Origin of the sequence: Microcystis panniformis FACHB-1757 (genome assembly GCF_001264245.1) — a bacterium.
In the GTDB taxonomy this organism is placed as follows: Bacteria; Cyanobacteriota; Cyanobacteriia; order Cyanobacteriales; family Microcystaceae; genus Microcystis; species Microcystis panniformis.
The window spans coordinates 3,475,024-3,492,441 of sequence record NZ_CP011339.1; the positions used below are offsets into that span (position 1 = coordinate 3,475,024).

The 17,418-nt window shown below is 42.4% G+C and carries 14 protein-coding genes and 1 pseudogene; 5 read left to right on the forward strand and 10 right to left on the reverse strand.

Going from position 1 to position 17,418, the window contains the following annotated elements; genetic code table 11:
• Window position 1: 1 nt before the first annotated feature.
• From pstC (VL20_RS16750) to pstS, 8 genes are all read right to left on the reverse strand, one after another.
• Complete coding sequence (pstC, locus tag VL20_RS16750) at window positions 2-937, reverse strand: phosphate ABC transporter permease subunit PstC (RefSeq protein WP_002745948.1); 936 nt, start codon at window positions 935-937, stop codon at window positions 2-4.
• A gap of 92 nt (window positions 938-1,029) precedes the next feature.
• Window positions 1,030-2,055, reverse strand: coding sequence for a PstS family phosphate ABC transporter substrate-binding protein (locus VL20_RS16755; RefSeq protein ID WP_081417876.1), 1,026 nt, complete (start codon window positions 2,053-2,055; stop codon window positions 1,030-1,032).
• Between the two features lie 334 nt (window positions 2,056-2,389).
• Window positions 2,390-3,187, reverse strand: coding sequence for a phosphate ABC transporter ATP-binding protein PstB (gene pstB / locus VL20_RS16760; RefSeq protein WP_012265133.1), 798 nt, complete (start codon window positions 3,185-3,187; stop codon window positions 2,390-2,392).
• A 92-nt stretch (window positions 3,188-3,279) separates the two neighbouring features.
• Window positions 3,280-3,516 carry a hypothetical protein gene (locus VL20_RS16765; RefSeq protein ID WP_052277163.1) on the reverse strand — a complete coding sequence of 79 codons (237 nt, stop codon included), beginning with the start codon at window positions 3,514-3,516 and terminating at the stop codon, window positions 3,280-3,282.
• Complete coding sequence (gene pstB, locus VL20_RS16770) at window positions 3,494-4,297, reverse strand: phosphate ABC transporter ATP-binding protein PstB (protein ID WP_052277164.1); 804 nt, start codon at window positions 4,295-4,297, stop codon at window positions 3,494-3,496. Before pstB (VL20_RS16770) ends, VL20_RS16765 begins: the two co-directional genes overlap by 23 nt.
• A gap of 200 nt (window positions 4,298-4,497) precedes the next feature.
• Entirely contained in the window at window positions 4,498-5,391 is an 894-nt protein-coding gene (gene pstA / locus VL20_RS16775) for a phosphate ABC transporter permease PstA (protein ID WP_052277165.1), read from the reverse strand.
• A 202-nt stretch (window positions 5,392-5,593) separates the two neighbouring features.
• Window positions 5,594-6,553, reverse strand: coding sequence for a phosphate ABC transporter permease subunit PstC (gene pstC / locus VL20_RS16780; protein WP_052277166.1), 960 nt, complete (start codon window positions 6,551-6,553; stop codon window positions 5,594-5,596).
• A gap of 91 nt (window positions 6,554-6,644) precedes the next feature.
• The gene (gene pstS / locus VL20_RS16785) at window positions 6,645-7,766 is read right to left on the reverse strand and encodes a phosphate ABC transporter substrate-binding protein PstS (protein WP_052277167.1); all 1,122 of its coding nucleotides are present in this window, start codon (window positions 7,764-7,766) and stop codon (window positions 6,645-6,647) included.
• Between the two features lie 383 nt (window positions 7,767-8,149).
• Here pstS and VL20_RS16790 point away from each other — a divergent pair, with 383 nt between their 5' ends.
• On the forward strand, window positions 8,150-9,184 hold the full coding sequence (locus tag VL20_RS16790; protein ID WP_052277168.1) for a PstS family phosphate ABC transporter substrate-binding protein: 1,035 nt from the start codon (window positions 8,150-8,152) through the stop codon (window positions 9,182-9,184).
• Window positions 9,185-9,433: 249 nt separating this feature from the next.
• Here the strand turns inward: VL20_RS16790 and VL20_RS16795 are convergent, their stop codons facing one another.
• Window positions 9,434-10,975 (reverse strand): ferredoxin--nitrite reductase, encoded by a 1,542-nt coding sequence (locus VL20_RS16795; protein ID WP_052277169.1) that lies wholly within the window; start codon window positions 10,973-10,975, stop codon window positions 9,434-9,436.
• Between the two features lie 446 nt (window positions 10,976-11,421).
• On the opposite strand from VL20_RS16795, the gene VL20_RS16800 reads away from it, so the two are divergent.
• On the forward strand, window positions 11,422-12,060 hold the full coding sequence (locus tag VL20_RS16800) for an LON peptidase substrate-binding domain-containing protein (RefSeq protein ID WP_002765437.1): 639 nt from the start codon (window positions 11,422-11,424) through the stop codon (window positions 12,058-12,060).
• 271 nt (window positions 12,061-12,331) lie between these two features.
• Window positions 12,332-12,934, forward strand: coding sequence for a Crp/Fnr family transcriptional regulator (locus VL20_RS16805; protein WP_052277170.1), 603 nt, complete (start codon window positions 12,332-12,334; stop codon window positions 12,932-12,934).
• 454 nt (window positions 12,935-13,388) lie between these two features.
• Here VL20_RS16805 and VL20_RS16810 read toward each other — a convergent pair whose 3' ends face one another.
• A complete protein-coding gene (locus tag VL20_RS16810) occupies window positions 13,389-14,309 on the reverse strand; it encodes an ROK family protein (protein WP_052277171.1) in 921 nt (306 codons plus the stop codon).
• Window positions 14,310-14,771: 462 nt separating this feature from the next.
• Here VL20_RS16810 and VL20_RS16815 point away from each other — a divergent pair.
• Window positions 14,772-16,181: pseudogene (locus tag VL20_RS16815) on the forward strand (IS4-like element ISMae7 family transposase).
• Between the two features lie 155 nt (window positions 16,182-16,336).
• Window positions 16,337-17,404 (forward strand): sulfotransferase, encoded by a 1,068-nt coding sequence (locus VL20_RS16820; protein ID WP_052277172.1) that lies wholly within the window; start codon window positions 16,337-16,339, stop codon window positions 17,402-17,404.
• The last annotated feature ends 14 nt before the right edge of the window (window positions 17,405-17,418 follow it).

The following is a 17,418-nucleotide window of genomic DNA, read 5'->3' on the forward strand; positions in this document are numbered from 1 at the left end:
ATTAGTAAACCTCCCGATATTTTTTGGCGAGGAAATAACCGATAATATTAAAGATTAAAGTCAAAATGACTAGCATAATACCGGCGGCAAAAATTGATTGATACTCGATCGAACCGTGGGGTAAATCGCCTAAACTAACCTGAACAATATAAGCGGTAATGGTGGCCGCTTCACTAAAGGGATTGAAGGTTAAATTTGGCTGTAATCCTGCGGCGATCGCTACAATCATCGTTTCTCCCACGGCCCGGGAAACTCCTAAAATATAAGCGGCACTAATACCAGAAATAGCGGCAGGCAAAACCACATTTAAAGCAGTTTGTAAACGAGTTGCTCCGGTAGCGTAGGAACCTTCCCGGAGGGTCAAAGGTACGGCACGCATGGCATCTTCACTGATGGAACTAATCAGGGGAATAATCATTAATCCCATGACCAAACCAGCACTGAGCATATTAAATGAAGGCAAGTCAGGCAAAAAAGTTTGTAGGAAAGGTGTGACATTTAAAAAGGCAAAATAACCATAAACTACTGTCGGTATAGCCGCTAATAATTCTAGACAAGGTTTAACCACTTCTCGCAGACGCGGGGGGGCAAATTCACTGAGATAAATAGCGGCAATTGTTCCCAAAGGAACAGCGACAAACATCGCCACGATCGAAGTGGTTAAGGTTCCCGAAAGTAGCGGTATAATACCATAACGAGGATCGGCAAAAAGCGGACTCCAAACCGTATCGGTTAGGAATTGAATCAGGGGAACTTTCTCGAAAAAATGCACGGATTCTAGAATCAAAACCTCCATAATGCCGATAGTGGTGGCCACAGAGGAAAAAGCCGCCAAAAATAGAATAACTTCAATAATAGTCTCTTTGAGGTTGCGAATCTTTTTGGGAGTAGCTGCCTGAATCCAGACACTCTCTGATTTAATTGCTGGTTTAGTCATGCTTTAAATATCTAGTTGCTGGGTTTTTTAATTCAACTCCAAAAATGGGGAAGATAATCGCTTCCCCATTCCATTTATTGGCAGATAAGCAACTATTCTTTAGCTTCTAGCCGAACAATATCTTGGATGGTTAAACCCACCACATCTCGGCCAACGAATACACTCCCTGTTTTATTATTTCTAAAGTTTCTCATTACCGATTGATAGACATTAGCGGGTAAAGGAACATACTTAACTTCCCGGACTAATTTGGGAGCATTGTTGATGAAAAATTCGACAAAACTTTTTACCTCTGGACGTTTAGCCGCATTAGCATTAACGTAGATAAAAACAGGACGGGAGAGGGGATTATATTTGCCGTTGTTGACATTTTCTGCTGAGGGAGATATGGCTCCTTTGCCGTTATCAATGGCTAGGGCTTTCAGACGACCTTTATTTGCTTCATAATAGGCATAGCCAAAGTAACCTAAAGCGTTACGATCTCTGATAACTCCCTGCACTAGAACGTTATCATCTTCACTGGGGGTAAAGTCGGTGCGACTTTTCTTCGATTCACCGACAATTGCCTCGGTAAAGTAATCGAATGTTCCCGAATCAGCACCTGGTCCGAACAGTTTTAGGTTGGCATTAGGCCATTTAGAATTAACTTGATTCCACTTAGTGATCTTCCCTTGAGCAGCGGGTTCCCACATTTTTTTCAGTTCAGAAACCTTGATGCTATTAAGGGGATTTTGTTTATTGACTACCACTGTTAAAGCATCAAAAGCGATCGGCAATTCTAAGAATTTAACGCCATTTTTAGCGCACAATTGACGCTCAGAATCCTTAATTGGACGAGAAGCATTAGAAATATCCGTTTCACCAGCACAGAATTTTTTAAAACCGCCACCTGTTCCCGAAATACCGACAGTTACTTGTGTCTGACGATTTATCTTTTGAAATTCTTCCGCTACTGCTTCTGTAATTGGGTAAACGGTGCTAGAACCATCAATTTTGATAGTATTGCGGCTTTGGGAATTAACCGCCGGGATGGTGAGAGCTAGGGCTGCTCCTACTGCCGCTAAACCAGCGCTGATTGTCCATCGATTTAGTTTGAATTGGAAATTCTGCATACTCATTTCGCTAATTATTGCTGGTTCGGGAATCAAAAAATTAACTTTTAGGTTGGATTGTACATAAAACCCTAAAATTATGATCAATTATTTTAGTTAATTTAAGGTTAAGGTTAAGATTTGGTTTGGTTAAATTCAGTTTAAGCTTGGGTTAATTAAGCTTAACTTAAACAAATATCTCTCACATTTTTGGTTATTTAAATTAGTTGATGACCACCCTATTGCAAATTAAAGTCAGTCAAAACGCTCAATAATGTAGTTTTATTAGATAATAACAAGAAAAAATCAGAACAAGTTGATTAACTCATCCCGATAATTGATCTCAAAAAGACTAAAGTAATTAACCAAAACGACCGCTAACATAATCTCTAGTGGACTCTTGAGCAGGATTTTGAAAGATAACCTCGGTGCGATCATATTCCACTAAATAACCCACTTTACCGCCTTTTGGGGTCGGTTCAGCATTATAAAAAGCCGTTAAATCAGAAACCCGCGACGCTTGTTGCATATTGTGGGTGACAATAACTATAGTATATTGGGTTTTTAATTCGTGAATTAATTCCTCAATTTTTAGGGTAGAAATTGGATCGAGTGCCGCACAGGGTTCATCCATTAAAACAACTTCCGGTTTAACCGCAATAGCGCGGGCAATACATAACCTTTGTTGTTGTCCCCCCGATAAAGCTAAACCACTTTCTTTGAGTTTATCTTTAACATCATCCCAGAGAACGGCTTTTTTTAAAGATTCCTCTACTAATTGATCCATATCGCCGATGTAACCATTTAAGCGCGCCCCAAAAGCGATATTTTCATAGATAGATTTAGGGAAAGGATTCGGTTTCTGAAAAACCATACCAATACGACTGCGTAACCCGATAGGATTAACGGAATTACCATAAATATCTTGACCGCGAAAGGTAACTTTTCCCTCAATTTTGGCACTTTTAACCAGATCATTCATGCGATTAAAACAGCGCAAAACCGTACTTTTACCGCAGCCAGAAGGACCGATAAAAGCGACCGCTTTTTTCTCAGGAATATCAAGGTTAACATCACGAACAGCGAGATTAGAACCGTAGTAAACATTTAAGTTTTTGGTTCTCAAAACCGCATCGGTAACAACATCGGTACTATACATAATTTTCAAAGGAATAGGTGTTGGGTGTTTTTTTCAGTGACCAGTGAACAGTAAACAGTAATCAGTGAAAAGAAAACTCCAAACTTGCCACTTTATACTGATAACTGATAACTGATAACTGATAACTGATAACTGATTACTGATAACTGATAACTGATAACTGATAACTGATAACTGATAACTGATAACTGATAACTGATAACTGATAACTGATAACTGATAACTGATAACTGATAACTGATAACTGATAACTGATAACTGATAACTGATAACTGATAACTGATAACTGATAACTGATAACTGGATTTAGCCAAAACGTCCACTAACATAATCTTTAGTTGCTTGTTCTTGAGGATCACCGAAGATTTTGTTCGTATGATCAAACTCGACTAAATAACCAATTTTGCCACCTTTATCGGTGGGTTCAGCGTTATAAAAGGCCGTTAAATCTGCTACTCTAGTAGCTTGTTGCATATTGTGAGTAACAATAATAATTGTATAACGTTCTTTTAATTCGTGCATTAATTCCTCAACTTTTAAAGTTGAAATTGGATCAAGTGCTGAACAGGGTTCATCCATTAATAATACTTCTGGTTGAGCGGCAATAGTTCGAGCAATACATAATCTTTGTTGTTGTCCCCCCGATAGGGAAAAACCGCTTTCTTTCAGTTTATCTTTTACTTCTTCCCAGAGAGCTGCTCGACGCAAGGAAGTTTCTACTAATTCATCTAAATCGCCTTTATAACCATTTAATCGCGCTCCGTAAACCACATTATCATAGATGGATTTGGGAAAAGGATTAGGGCGCTGGAACACCATACCGATATATTTTCTGACTTCGACAGGATCCACCTCTTGAGAGTAAATATCCTGGTTATGGTAAAAAACTTTGCCGTCAATACGAAAACCGTGAATTAAATCATTGAGACGATTAAAACACCTGAGAATGGTACTTTTTCCGCAGCCAGAGGGTCCGATAAAAGCGGTGACTTTATTTTTGGGAATATCGATGGAAACGTCTCGTACTGCCCGATAATTACCATAGTAGATATCAGCCTTATCGACCTTTAAAACGGTTCCTGTAGAATGGGGGTTAGAGTTAGTTAGCATAAATTATTTCCCTTGAATTTGACTAATTGATGAATTGGAAAGATAGGTGGATTTTTACTTAAATATCCCTTTTTGCTTTTCACTTTTTCCCTGACTTAAGTAGAGAGGCACAATTATTTGTAGGATGGGTTAGCGGGAGCGTAAACTATGCGGGCGTTGGGTTTCATGCTTCAACCCAACCTACGTTCTTTTTCCTTGACTTAATAGGTTTTCTGGCGCGTGGCTAAACGGGATAAAATGTTAGTTAACAACACCAAAAGCACCAGAATTAAAGCACCTGCCCAAGCTAATTGCTGTTGAGGGGCAAAAGGGGCAGTAGCAAAGTTGAAAACTAAGACCGAAAGGGTGGCAATCGGTTCAAAGACACCCCGAGGCCAAAAGTTAGAGAATAATGCCGTAAAAATTAAGGAGGCGGTTTCCCCGGCAGCCCTAGCAATTGCTAAAGTCACACCGGTTAAAATAGCGGGAACTGCGGCAGGAAGGACGATTTTTAGGACGGTTTGGTAGTTATAGGCCCCTAAACCCATGGCTGCCCAGCGGATGTCTTGGGGAACGATTTTTAAAGCCTCATCGGTGGTTCTAATAATAGTCGGTAACATTAACACCGCTAAACCGATCGAACCAGCTAGGGCAGAAAAGCCTAAAAGGGCTGTTCCTTCGCCAAATAAGGGCGCAACTAACAAACCGAAGGCGAAAACCCCGACAATAATCGAAGGGACACCCGCTAAAACGTTGGTAGCAAAGCGCACACCCTGGGCAAGTTTGTTATCACCGCTAAATTCCGAGAGATAAACCGCCGCTAAAACGCCGATGGGAACTGCGATCGCTGTGGCTAGGGCAACGACGATAATTGTGCCTAAAATGGCGTTAGCGATGCCTCCTCCTCCTAACCCCGGCGGTGGCGGTAATTTAGTAAAGAGATTAGCGTTTAAACGACCCACCCCTTGCACAAAAACAAAGCCTAGGACGGCAAAGAGAGGAATCACAGTAACAGCTAAACATAAAGCCGAGAGAACGGTCATAATTGTCCCCAATAGCGATCGAGGACTACTCGGTTTCTTTTTGAGATTATTGCCTAAATTCGCACTATCCATATCAGTTATCAGTTATCAGTTATCAGTGAACAGTAATCAGTGAACAGTAATCAGTAATCAGTGAACAGTGATTAGTAAACAGTGAAAAGTGAAAAGACAGCAGTAAACTGCCATTTGATGATGAACACTTAATACAAACTGCTCACTTAATACTCAAAACTTAAAACTCAAAACTGATAACTGATAACTGACGACCGACGGCTTAATACTTAGCTTTGACGCGATTAACGATTAATTCTGCGAAGATATTGACTACTAGGGTCAAAACCAAGAGAACAAAACCCGCATACATTAAAGCTGATACTTGCATTCCCGATGCTTCGGCGAATTGGTTAGCCAATAAGGAAGCGATCGTGTTAGCAGGGGCGAGAATAGAGGGACTAATGCGGTTAGAATTGCCGATAATCATCGTTACTGCCATGGTTTCCCCTAAAGCGCGCCCTAAAGCTAACATAATCCCCCCGACAATCCCGGAAAAAGCGGCAGGAATTAAGACTCGAAAAATTGTTTCCCAACGGGTGGCCCCCAAACCTAGGGAAGCTTGCCGCAAATCCGGCGGTAAAGCGGCCAAAGAGTCACGAGAGATAGCGATAATAATCGGCAGGATCATAATTGCTAAAATAACCCCCGCCGGTAACATTCCAGGACCCCCTAAAGGAGTACTAAACAGAGGAATCCAACTAAAATTAGCATTTAACCAGTTACCAAGGGGTCTGAGGATAGGAATCAATACAAAGATACCCCATAATCCGTAAACAACACTGGGAATAGCGGCCAAAAGTTGTACGAGAAAAACCAAAATTGTTCGCGCATTTAAGGGAATAAAATCTTCGCTTAAAAAAATGGCTGAACCGATACCGAGGGGAACAGCAATCAGGAGGGCAATCAGAGAACTCACGAGAGTTCCGTAGATAACCGGCAGAACTCCGAATTCTTCCCGACCGCGCACGGGATTCCAAGCGCTACTGGTCAAAAATCCCAGACCAAAGGTTTGAATCGCTGGTAAGGCCCGAATAAAAATAACTAGGGCAATTAGGAGCAAAATTACCCCAATAGCGATGGCAAAGGCGGTGGTTAATCCAACAAAGCCTTTATCGAGGATTTTTTCCGATTCTGGACGTTCTTTGAAAGTTGAGTCGGGCGAAACTGTGGGCGCACTCATGATTAGGGTTAAAATCCAGCTAGTTTGCGGTAGCTAAGGTCGAAATTGGCCTTTCTACACTATTGTAACTTTGAATACATTTTTTCGGCGACTAATCCACCCTGATCGTGTAATCAGGATAGATGACATCGGCGGCGGCGGCTACTCGTTCCCGGACGTTTTTCGGTAGGGGAATATAACCAAGGGGAGCTGCTTGTTCTTGTCCTTGGTTAAGTCCAAATTCGATCATCGCCTCCATTGCTAAAGCTTTTTGGGGATCGTCGTATTTTTTATAAACTAACATCCAACTATAGGTGACAATGGGGTAGGAATTTTCCCCCGGCGGATCGACGATAAAAGCGCGTAAATTTTCAGGCAGTTCAACGTTAGCGAGGGTAGCAGCGGCGTTGGTTTCATCGGGGGCGACAAATTTACCCGCCTGGTTTTGTAGAGCGGCCATGGGCAGGTTATTATTTTTAGCGAAACCGTACTCAATATAGCCGATCGAGCCTTGATTTTGTTGAATTAGGGCAGTTACACCCTCATTGCCTCTACCGCCAAGAAATTTACCTTTTTTGGTCGGCCATTGTACGGCTTTTCCGTCACCGATGCTTTTCTTCCATTCGGGACTAACGGCGCTTAAAAACTTGGTAAAAACCCCCGTTGTTCCGCTACCGTCTGCCCGGTGAACTACGGTAATTTCTTGATCGGGTAGTTTTAAATCGGGGTTATCGGCGACAATTTTGGCATCGTTCCAACGGGTAATCGTGCCTAAAAAGATGCCTACATATGCTTCCCTACTTAGTTTCAGCCCTTCTACTCCGGGCAAATTATAAGCCATAACGATGCTTCCCGCCGTCATCGGTAGCAGTAAAACCCCGCGGCTAACTCTGGCCATATCTTCGTCAGTCATGGCTACGTCGGAAGCGCCAAAATCGATCGTACCTTGGATAAATTGTTCGACTCCCGCCCCGCTACCGGTAGATTGATAGTTAATTAGCAGTTTAGAAAATAGTTGATTGATGGTGACAAACCAGTTTTGATATAGGGGTGCAGGAAAAGAAGCGCCCGCACCATTGAGGGCGACCTCTCCTTGCAGAGGAACCTGGGCGATTCTATTGCTTCCCTCTCCGCTGGTTCCCGCCGTATCGCCGCCACCACAAGCGGTTAAAGTCGCTGTTAGAGTCGCTAGGGATAAGGATGTTAGTAAATGGGTTCTATTTTTGTTGAGCATAGGATTAATTTTGATCCGTAAACTGCCTTAAATCTTACGCTAGAATTTACCACTGCTTGGTAAAGAATAGGTTAAGAAGTGAATAAAAGAACGTAATGTATTGTCAATAAAAATTTTCTCGATAACTAGACAAAAATCTCCACTTCTTTTACCATTTGTTTTGACTAAACATTAGTTTTAAGTCGCGGGTAAAGCCACTAACTTTTCCTGTCTAGATAGGGGGTTTCTCTTTCCCTACCATTATAGTGACGTAAAAACAACAAAGAAAAGATTAAGGTTTTTATCCATCATCCCTCAGCTTTTTTCTTCCCACTTCCCTACTTCCCCAGTGATAACTGAAAAGTCTCCCCAATACCCGTTTTTACTTTCTCCTTTTGACACCTATGCTAGAAATCTTTACTCAGCTATCTCGTCCCACCAAAGTAGTGGCAACCATACTAGGAACTGCTCTACTTTTCCCCGCTTGTGCCAATATTAATCCTCAAGACCTAAAACCAATTAAAATCGATGGTTCGAGTACCGTAGCACCAATTACCGATAAAGTTCTCGAAGATTTTAAAGCCAATCCTCCCCACAAAGCTTTGGCTGATGTTAAAGTTGACGCTAATATTTCAGGAACCGGCGGCGGTTTTAGAAAATTTTGTGCGGGAGAAACCGATATTAATAATGCTTCTCGGCCGATTTCTGTGGAAGAATTAAAAAAATGTGATGCTAATAAGATAAGATTTATTGAACTACCGATCGCTTTTGATGCTTTAACCGTGGTAGTCAATCCCCAAAATAACTGGGTTGATGATATTTCCACCACAGAATTAAGAACTATTTGGGAACCAGCGGCCGAGAATAAAATCAAACGTTGGAATCAAATTAATCCCGCTTGGCCCGACCAACCGATTACCCTTCATGGGCCGGGTAAAGATTCCGGAACCTACGATTTTTTTAGTGAGGTAATTAACGGCAAAGATGCCAGTCGTGGGGACTTTAATTTTAGTGAAGATGACCAAGCTTTAGTTAATGCCGTCAGTCAAGATGCCAACGCTTTAGGCTATTTTGGCCATGCTTACTATGAACAAAATCGGGATAAATTAAAAGCTTTGAAAGTTAACGGTATTGAACCAACTCGCGGCAATGTCGAGGATAGTAAATATCAGCCTTTATCGCGTCCTTTGTTTATCTATGTTAATGCCCAAAAAGCCCAAGAGAATCCCGCTTTAGAGAAATTTGTTAAATATTATCTCGATCGAGTTCCCAATTTATTAGATAGTATTGGTTATATTCCCCTACCCGATGAGGCCTATCATTTGGCAAGGGTACAGTTGCAAAAATTTGAGGTAGGAACGGTTTTTGATGGCCGACCCCAACCCAATTTAACCATCGGGGAATTACTTCGTAAACAAGCTCAATTTGAAGCGAAGTAACGATTCCCATCTGATACTAAATCCGTTGACTATAGGCTACATATCAGGACAGGCACTCCTGCAAGGGGAGTGACTCTTAAATTATTACAGATGCGTCAGCAGCTGCGTGTAAGCATCCCACCGAAAAACTAATGCGCTCCGGGGTTTGGGGGCGGCACTTCGACAGGCTCAGTGACCGCGCCACGCCCCCAACGGGGGGTTTGGGTAGGGTTGATTCATGAATCAACCCTACATCGAGAAACTTGTTAATTAACCCTTCGGTGTCGCCCCAAATTGCTCGATGAGGATAGAAGTTAACACCGATTTTAGGTCTTCACAGGGAATCCCTTTTTGTACACAGCTTCCCAGGTGAGCATCTTTACCCACTTTACCCCCCATGTAGAGGTCAACTCCCTCCACGGTTTTGCCGTCTTTGCGCGCTTTTGTCCCCATCAAACCGATATCGGCCACTTGGGGTTGTCCGCAGGAGTTAGGGCAACCAGTCCAGTGCATACGCACACCCCGGGGGATATTTAATTCGGCATCTAACTGACTAATCAAGTCCACAGCCTTATTTTTGGTTTCAATCAGGGCAAAATTGCAGAATTGCGCCCCCGTGCAGGAAACGAGCGCTCGTTGTAAAGGAGTGGGATTGGGGGTAAACTTAGCCAGTAAAGGCTCGGTTAAAAGAGTCGCCATATTTTCAGCCGCTATATTGGGAATAATCACGTTTTGTTCCACGGTTAAACGCAATTCTCCGCTGCCATACACTTCGGCAATCCGGGCCAAATCGAACATATCATCGGCAAATAGACGACCAACGGGAACACAAAGACCGATATAGCTCAATCCCTCCTGTTTTTGCGGAAAAACTCCCAAATGATCCCGTTTTTCCCAGTCGATTGCGTCTTTTTCGGCGGCCGTTGCCAAGGCATAACCTAAGTGATTAGCCACCCGCGTGCGGAATTCCTCGATTCCCCACTCATCAATTAACCACATTAAACGGGATTTTTGACGATTGGCGCGCAATCCATTGTCGCGGTAAACTTCCAAAATTCCTCGGCATAAATCCACCACTTCCTGATTCGGTCTCACCCAAACATTCATAGGAATTGCCGCTTCACAGCGTTTAGCCGAGAAAAAGCCACCCACCACGACATTAAAGCCTAATTCTCCCTCTTTATAGCCAGGAACAAAGGCAATATCGTTAATTTCCGCATGAACCGAGTTATCCCGTCCCCCCTCGATGGCAATATTAAATTTGCGGGGCAGATTGCTAAATTGATAATTACCTTGACCGCAGTTGGTAATCATATCTTGGACTTTTTGGACTAATTCCCTGGTATCAATTAATTCATCCGCGTCTAGTCCTGCCATGGGTGAACCGGTAATATTTCTGACATTATCCATGCCCGATTGTACCGAAGTCATACTCACGGATTTTAGTCGTTGGAAAATATCAGGAAGATCTTCGATGCGAATACCGCGTAATTGTAGGTTCTGACGAGTAGTAATATCGGCATTACCATCATCGCCGTAACGCTGCACGATTTCCCCTAAAACGCGCATTTGCTCACTGCTAATAATGCCGTTAGGAACCCGCAAACGCATCATAAATTTGCCCGGGGTGACGGGACGATAAAAGACCCCCACCCATTTTAAGCGATATTCTAAATCGGTTTTATCCATCGCTTCCCAACCGATTTGGGCAAAATGGTCTAGTTCATCTTTAATGGCTAATCCGTCTTTTTCTGCTTTAAATTTCTCGAATTTATTGAGAGTTGTTCCATCTTTTTCAGGTGCTTGTACCACGAATCTATCTCCTTTTGGTTTGTGGGTGTAATTGTTCTAGTTGGTGCGGGTTAGAAATGAAGAAATCGGGATTTAACAATAAGTATTCTTTAAAATACCGTCGTCATTAGCAAAAATTTAGTAATTTACCTAGTCTCTATTTGTTATTTAATTATTTTTAACTTGGATAATTTTGTATTGTTTGTAACAGAAATCCGTTAACCATCGTGTTTAAGGATTTATATCATGCAGTAAGTGCATTGAGATGGGGTGTGGGGTGTGGGGTGTGGGGTGTGGGGTGTGGGGTGTGGGGTGTGGGTGTGGGGTGTGGGTGTGGGGTGTGGGGAGAATAAATAAAGGCAATCTCCCGACTCCTGAATACTGGCTCGGAGTCTCTTGCCCTTACCTAGCGGTTCAGGGGGTATTGTGTAAAAATAAGAAAAGATCGGTTTTTTTTTACTAAACCTATGGCCACTTCTTCCATTGCCGTTAGAGAATTACCTCTCTTTCCCCTACCCGAAGTTGTTTTATTCCCGGGTCGTCCTCTGCCCCTGCACATCTTCGAGTTTCGCTATCGGATTATGATGAATACGATATTGGAAGAAGATCGCCGTTTTGGGGTCTTAATGGTAGATCCAGCCACGGGAGAAATCGCTAAAGTCGGCAGTTGTGCGGAAGTTGTCCGTTGTCAACGTCTCCCGGATGATCGCTTAAAAATTCTCACCATCGGTCAACAGCGTTTCCGTGTCCTAGAATACGTCCGGGAAAAACCCTATCGTGTCGGTTTGGTGGAGTGGATTGAAGATGTCCCCACCATCCAAGATCTGCGACCTCTGGCCAAAGAAGTGGATCGACTGCTGCGGGATGTGGTCCATCTATCAGCCAAATTAACCGCTCAAAAAATTGAACTCCCCGACGATTTGCCTAGTCTTCCCCTGGAATTATCCTACTGGGTGGCGGGTAATCTCTACGGTGTGGCCGGGGAACAACAAGCTTTATTAGAAATGCTCGATACAGTCAGTCGTCTCCAACGAGAATCGGAAATTCTCACCTCAACCCGCAATCATCTGGCCGCTCGCACGGCTCTTAAAGATGCTTTAAATTAATAATCTGTAGGTTTTTCAGCTGCGGGAGAGGGAAATGGGGGACATGAGCAGAAAACGGGTTTCTCCGAGAAACCCGTTTTCTGTGCGTTACTCAACGGATTTAGTATTATTTCAGTGAACAGTGAACAGTAATCAGTGAACTGATAACTGACCCACTGATAACTGATAACTGATAAATGATAACTGTTAATCTGGGGATTACCTAATGTTTACCTTGATACCGTAGAGTGGGGTTAAAATTGTTAGCCCCTCACCTAGGAGAACTTTGATCATGTTGCTGACCTATAATCCCAACTCCTCACCCTTCCGAGAAGACTATAGCGAGAGTCGTCGGCTCCATTTTTATGATCGCGGGGAAAATATTCCTCTGGTGGTTGATGGAGTCTGGCAAGTTTATCGGGGTATGGCGCAACTAAGTCAAGTATCTGAGAGTGGGGAGGAAATTTTACTAGGCTGGGTTCATTCATCCCACTTTTTTGGCTTAAATTTGACCCATCTGGAATCCTATCACGCCAGAGCCTTGTCGGAACTGTACCTAAAGTGGTACACGATCGCCGAAGTGGAAAATTCGGCGGAATTAACCAGGATGATGTTAAATCAAATGATCCGTCGTCAACAACAAACGGAATCCCTACTTGCGATCGCAGGAATCAAACGAGTCGAGGAACGTCTCCAGCAGTTACTACAGCTATTAAAGCGGGAAATGGGAGAACCAATCGCCCAAGGCAGTCGTTTAAAGATCCGTTTAACCCATCAAAATCTCGCCAATGCTATCGGTACTACAAGGGTAACGGTGACGCGTTTATTAGGCGAATTTCAGCGTCAGGGAGCGGTGAGCAGCGATCACGATCGCCATTTAATCATTCACGATTAACTCAGTCCTGTTGACATCCTCGCCCCCCTAAAAGTGCGGCGATTCCTAAACCTCACGATTTAAGTTTCTGCTTCCACCACCGTCGCATACCACAGTTAAAAAACCATGTACTGTCTTACACAGAGTCCACAGACTTTCGCCCCATTTCAGAAGCCCGATTCCTTGTGTCCCACGGTACGTTGACCGCCTATAGCTTCTTGTACTTGTTGCGCGCGACTTTTTACCCGGCCAAGCTTTTCTGGTCGGAACCCCCTAAGTCTAGTTTTCAAGGTGCTGCGCCGTCCACTTGGTTTTCGAGACTGGCCTTTTAATTCTAACGTAAAGCCAACCTAGAACGGCGGGGTTTCAGACCCAAAATTTCCGATGAAAAAATTTTCACCCCCACAGATGAAAGAGGTTTCTTTCCCTACACCCCACACCCTACACCCCACACCCTCTTTCAAGTCAGACAATTTTAGTCAGATCCTGCCATAATAGAATCCCCGCGCAAGTCCACTAATTGCCAAGCTAATTTAGCAGCCCCCACCATGCCGGCGCCATTACCTAACTCGGCCGTTAATACCTCTAATCCTTCTCTGGAACTAGGTAAAACCCGTCTTTCGATTTCTGTGAGGAGAGAGGGAAAGAAAAACTTAGCACTGGCGCTAATACCGCCGCCGATAATTACCGCCTCTGGGGTGAGAACATAGAGTAAACTGGCGATACCAGCCCCCAGTAAACAACCGTAACCCTGCCAGAATTGTAAAGCCCCTTGATCGCCTTTTTCGGCCAATTCCGCCAATTGCTTCGGTTCTTTGCCGGTCATCCGGCGAATAGCTTGCAGGGAGACGTATTGTTCTAAGGAACCCTGATTACCGCTATTGCACAAGGGACCGTCAAAATTGAGGGTTATTAAGCCTAATTCGGCGGCCGTTCCCTTGCTGCCGACAAATAAGTTACCATCAAGGATAATTGCCCCTCCTACTCCCGTCCCCAAGGTCAACAGGATCAAGTTTTGAAACCGTTTGCCCGCTCCTAACCAAGCTTCCCCCAAACCGGCACAATTGGCATCATTGGCTAAAATTGTCGGCATTCCCGTACTTTCTTCTAACCAATCGGCGAGGGGAATATCCCGCCATCCTGCCAAATTAATCGCTATTTTGACAATTCTTCCCTGAGCATCCGCCGGACCTGGCGTTCCCACACCGAGCGCTTGACAACTTTTATCTAAATTTACTTGACAAATGCCTTGATGTATGGTATGGGCGACTTCTTTGGGTGTAGCGGGTTGGGGAGTGGGTAAGGTGAGAGATTCGAGACAATTGCCCTCTTGGTCAAATTTACCAATTTTAATAGCGGTTCCACCTAAATCGACACCTATGACTGTTTTCACCATCGGGCTTTCCTTGTTACTCTGGGAATAGCTAAGTAGGGAGGCATAATTATTTGTAGGATGGGTTAGCGGTAGCGTAACATAATCGTAGGTTGGGTTTCATGCTTCAACCCAACCTACGTTCATCTTATATTTAATTCCACCCACCCACTTAGGTTTATTATCACTCTTTTTGGCGGTTTTTTTCGCAGTTAGATGTGATCGAGAGGATAATTCGGCTAAACTGGCAAAACTAGCTGATTGATTAGCCCCAAATTTCTTCTATACTTTGGACACCGGCAGCTTAACTCCTGATTTTTCTCCATTTTTAAGTAGGTAGGCGTTAAAAATTATCAGATGCCCCCCTTATCAAGCTATCCATTAGTCGGATCTTTCTTAACAAAAAGAGAAGAAACTTAAAAAAAGGGGAAACGATTGATAGGTATAGTTTTGAAAGAAGGAATTAAGGTGGAGGTAAGCAAAAAAATGGAGAAATGGGCAGCCCAAGAATTACAATATGCAGACCTAGGGGACACCAGAAGAAAGAAAAGGTTAATCAGTATCGTAGAAAACTTGGCCAGCCAACCTAGTACAAGTGTGCCACAAGCTTCGGGAAATCTAGCCGCAGCGAGTGCCACCTACGACTTTTGGAATTCCCCCTATTTTCACCCATCAGATATAATTGCCGCCCAAGCCAAAAGTACAGTAGAAAGAATCAAAGAACATCCAATAGTTTTGGCAGTGCAAGACACAACAAGTTTAGACTTTACGACGCAAAAAGCCAAAAAAGGAATGGGTTATCTAGATTATAAAAAATCCTTTGGTCTCAAAGTTCATACCACATTAGGAGTGTCACCGCAAGGAATACCTTTAGGACTGATTAATCAATATGTCTGGGCAAGAGAAGAAAATAATTTAGGGATTGCCAAGCAAAGAAAAAAAAGAGAAACCGAAGAAAAAGAAAGTCAAAGATGGTTAGATTCTTTATCAGAAACACAACAACAAATACCCGAAGATATTCAAGTAGTAACAATCGGAGATTGTGAGGCAGACATATTTGATTTATTTGCCCAATCAAGAAGTCCTAACTCTCATTTATTAATCCGAGGAACTCATAACCGAAAAGTTAACTATCTCGAAGATAAGCAAAGGTCAGGGCATCCAGAGACTAAATATTTACATCAATCCATCAGAGAAATCAAAGCCTGTGGTAGCCTAGATGTGCAAGTAAAACGCAATCCTAATCACGAGGCTAGACTAGCTAAACTAACAGTTAGATTTGCCAGTTTTGAAATACAAGTACCTAAGCATCACTCGAAAGCGAACCCTCGTCAACCGGTCAAATTACAGGTAATTTTAGCTGAAGAAGAAAATCCGCGTCCCGGGGTTAATCCTATCAGTTGGCTCCTCTTAACTAGCCTAGACATTAGTAGCTTTGAATCAGCGATAAACTGCGTGCGCTGGTATAGTTATCGCTGGTTGATAGAACGCTATCATTTTGTTTTAAAAAGTGGTTGTGGACTAGAAAAACTGCAATTAGAAACGGGTCGGAGAATTGAGATGGCCTTAGCTACCTATTCAATTGTAGCTTGGAGATTACTTTGGTTAACCTATCAAGCACGCTTACACGGAGAGGAGAGTTGTGAAAGTTTTTTGGAAGAACATGAATGGCAATCTTTGTGTGCCACTATTCATAAAAAGAGTCCGCCCCCTGAAAAGCCGCCCTCCTTTAGGGAAGCGGTCAGAATGATTGCTTCTCTTGGGGGTTTTTTAGGTAGAAAAGGCGACGGTGAACCAGGTGTTAAAACTATTTGGTTGGGACTGCGAAGGTAACATGATATCAGCCAGACTTGGAAACTATCTCATCAAATTAGTCCCCCCATAGAACCTCCTTGAGCCATATTGCACACTTTTCTCTTTTTGTCAAATTTTATGTTAAGAAAGATGTGACTAATGGATAGCTTATTAAGGGGGGATTAAGGGGGGATCTATCTTCAATTTAATTATAACCAGCTACTTAACCGTATAAAACAATATCCCCGCGAGCAAAAATGAAAGATCAAGAAGTACAACCAACACATCTAAATCATTATTATCCTATGGGTGACTTATTATCCCTCAAAGGTTGGCTCGATTTAGCCATAAGTTTAGGAAGAAAAACTTTCCCTAAATTTCTCCGCCATTGGTTGTGGGAGAAAATTGGCAGACAATTGTATTATCATTCCTTAAAAAAAAACATCCACCAGCAAGAATATTATGGTAATCCTCTCAATATTGTTCAAGGGATTAATTGGATTAAATGGAGATTTCCTGAAATCACCACAAGCGATATTCAAGAGATAACTGAAAAACCAATTTTTATATTTTCTGCTGGTATGCGTTCTGGTTCAACTTGGATTCAGCGATTGATGATGAGTTCATCAGAAACTGTCATTTGGGGCGAACCCTACGCTCGTTCATTTATTATTCAGAATATGGCTAAACAAATCGAGCCATTTTCCCAAGATTTTCCAAAAAAAGACTTCATATATCGTCAAAAATTTGAAGATATTAGTAATCAATGGGTTGCTAATTTGTATCCAGATTTAAGTTTTTTTCAACAAGCTCATCGTCTTTTTTTTATTAATCTTTTTGCTATCCCTGCTAGGCAAAAAGGCGCAAAACGTTGGGGCATAAAAGAAGTCCGATTAACGGGAGACCATGCAGTTTACTTACAATGGCTGTTTCCTGAATCAAAATTTATTTTTTTAATAAGAAATCCCTATCATTCCTATCAATCTTATAAAATTTTTACCTATCTTGATCAACAACAGATGACTACTAAAAACTTTGGATATATTTGGAGAAACTTAAGCGAAAGCTATGTTTTGTATCATGAAAAACTGAATGCTAAACTCTTAAAATATGAAGATGTAGTTAAGGGAAATTTTGAGTTAAAAGAACTAGCATCTTATTTAGAAATCGACTTAAAAGATCCCAATCAATTAATAAAAATTGCTAATAAAGATGATTTACCTAAAATTGATCAATTTACAAAAATCACTCTAGATGAAATTAACATTCTTAAAAATATTGTTAATCCCCTAGCGGAACAACTGGGATATTATCCCGAAGATTAGTTCTAATTAGTAGC

Coding starts and splice junctions, on each gene's coding strand:
- pstS (WP_052277167.1), bottom strand. CDS start 7,766: ATGCTCAACAAAAATAGAACCCATTTACTAACATCCTTATCCCTAGCG.
- VL20_RS16800 (WP_002765437.1), top strand. CDS start 11,422: ATGGCCACTTCTTCCATTGCCGTTAGAGAATTACCTCTCTTTCCCCTA.
- VL20_RS16810 (WP_052277171.1), bottom strand. CDS start 14,309: ATGGTGAAAACAGTCATAGGTGTCGATTTAGGTGGAACCGCTATTAAA.
- pstA (WP_052277165.1), bottom strand. CDS start 5,391: ATGGATAGTGCGAATTTAGGCAATAATCTCAAAAAGAAACCGAGTAGT.
- VL20_RS16820 (WP_052277172.1), top strand. CDS start 16,337: ATGAAAGATCAAGAAGTACAACCAACACATCTAAATCATTATTATCCT.
- VL20_RS16765 (WP_052277163.1), bottom strand. CDS start 3,516: ATGTTAGTGGACGTTTTGGCTAAATCCAGTTATCAGTTATCAGTTATC.
- VL20_RS16790 (WP_052277168.1), top strand. CDS start 8,150: ATGCTAGAAATCTTTACTCAGCTATCTCGTCCCACCAAAGTAGTGGCA.
- pstC (WP_002745948.1), bottom strand. CDS start 937: ATGACTAAACCAGCAATTAAATCAGAGAGTGTCTGGATTCAGGCAGCT.
- VL20_RS16755 (WP_081417876.1), bottom strand. CDS start 2,055: ATGAGTATGCAGAATTTCCAATTCAAACTAAATCGATGGACAATCAGC.
- VL20_RS16805 (WP_052277170.1), top strand. CDS start 12,332: ATGTTGCTGACCTATAATCCCAACTCCTCACCCTTCCGAGAAGACTAT.
- pstB (WP_012265133.1), bottom strand. CDS start 3,187: ATGTATAGTACCGATGTTGTTACCGATGCGGTTTTGAGAACCAAAAAC.
- pstC (WP_052277166.1), bottom strand. CDS start 6,553: ATGAGTGCGCCCACAGTTTCGCCCGACTCAACTTTCAAAGAACGTCCA.
- pstB (WP_052277164.1), bottom strand. CDS start 4,297: ATGCTAACTAACTCTAACCCCCATTCTACAGGAACCGTTTTAAAGGTC.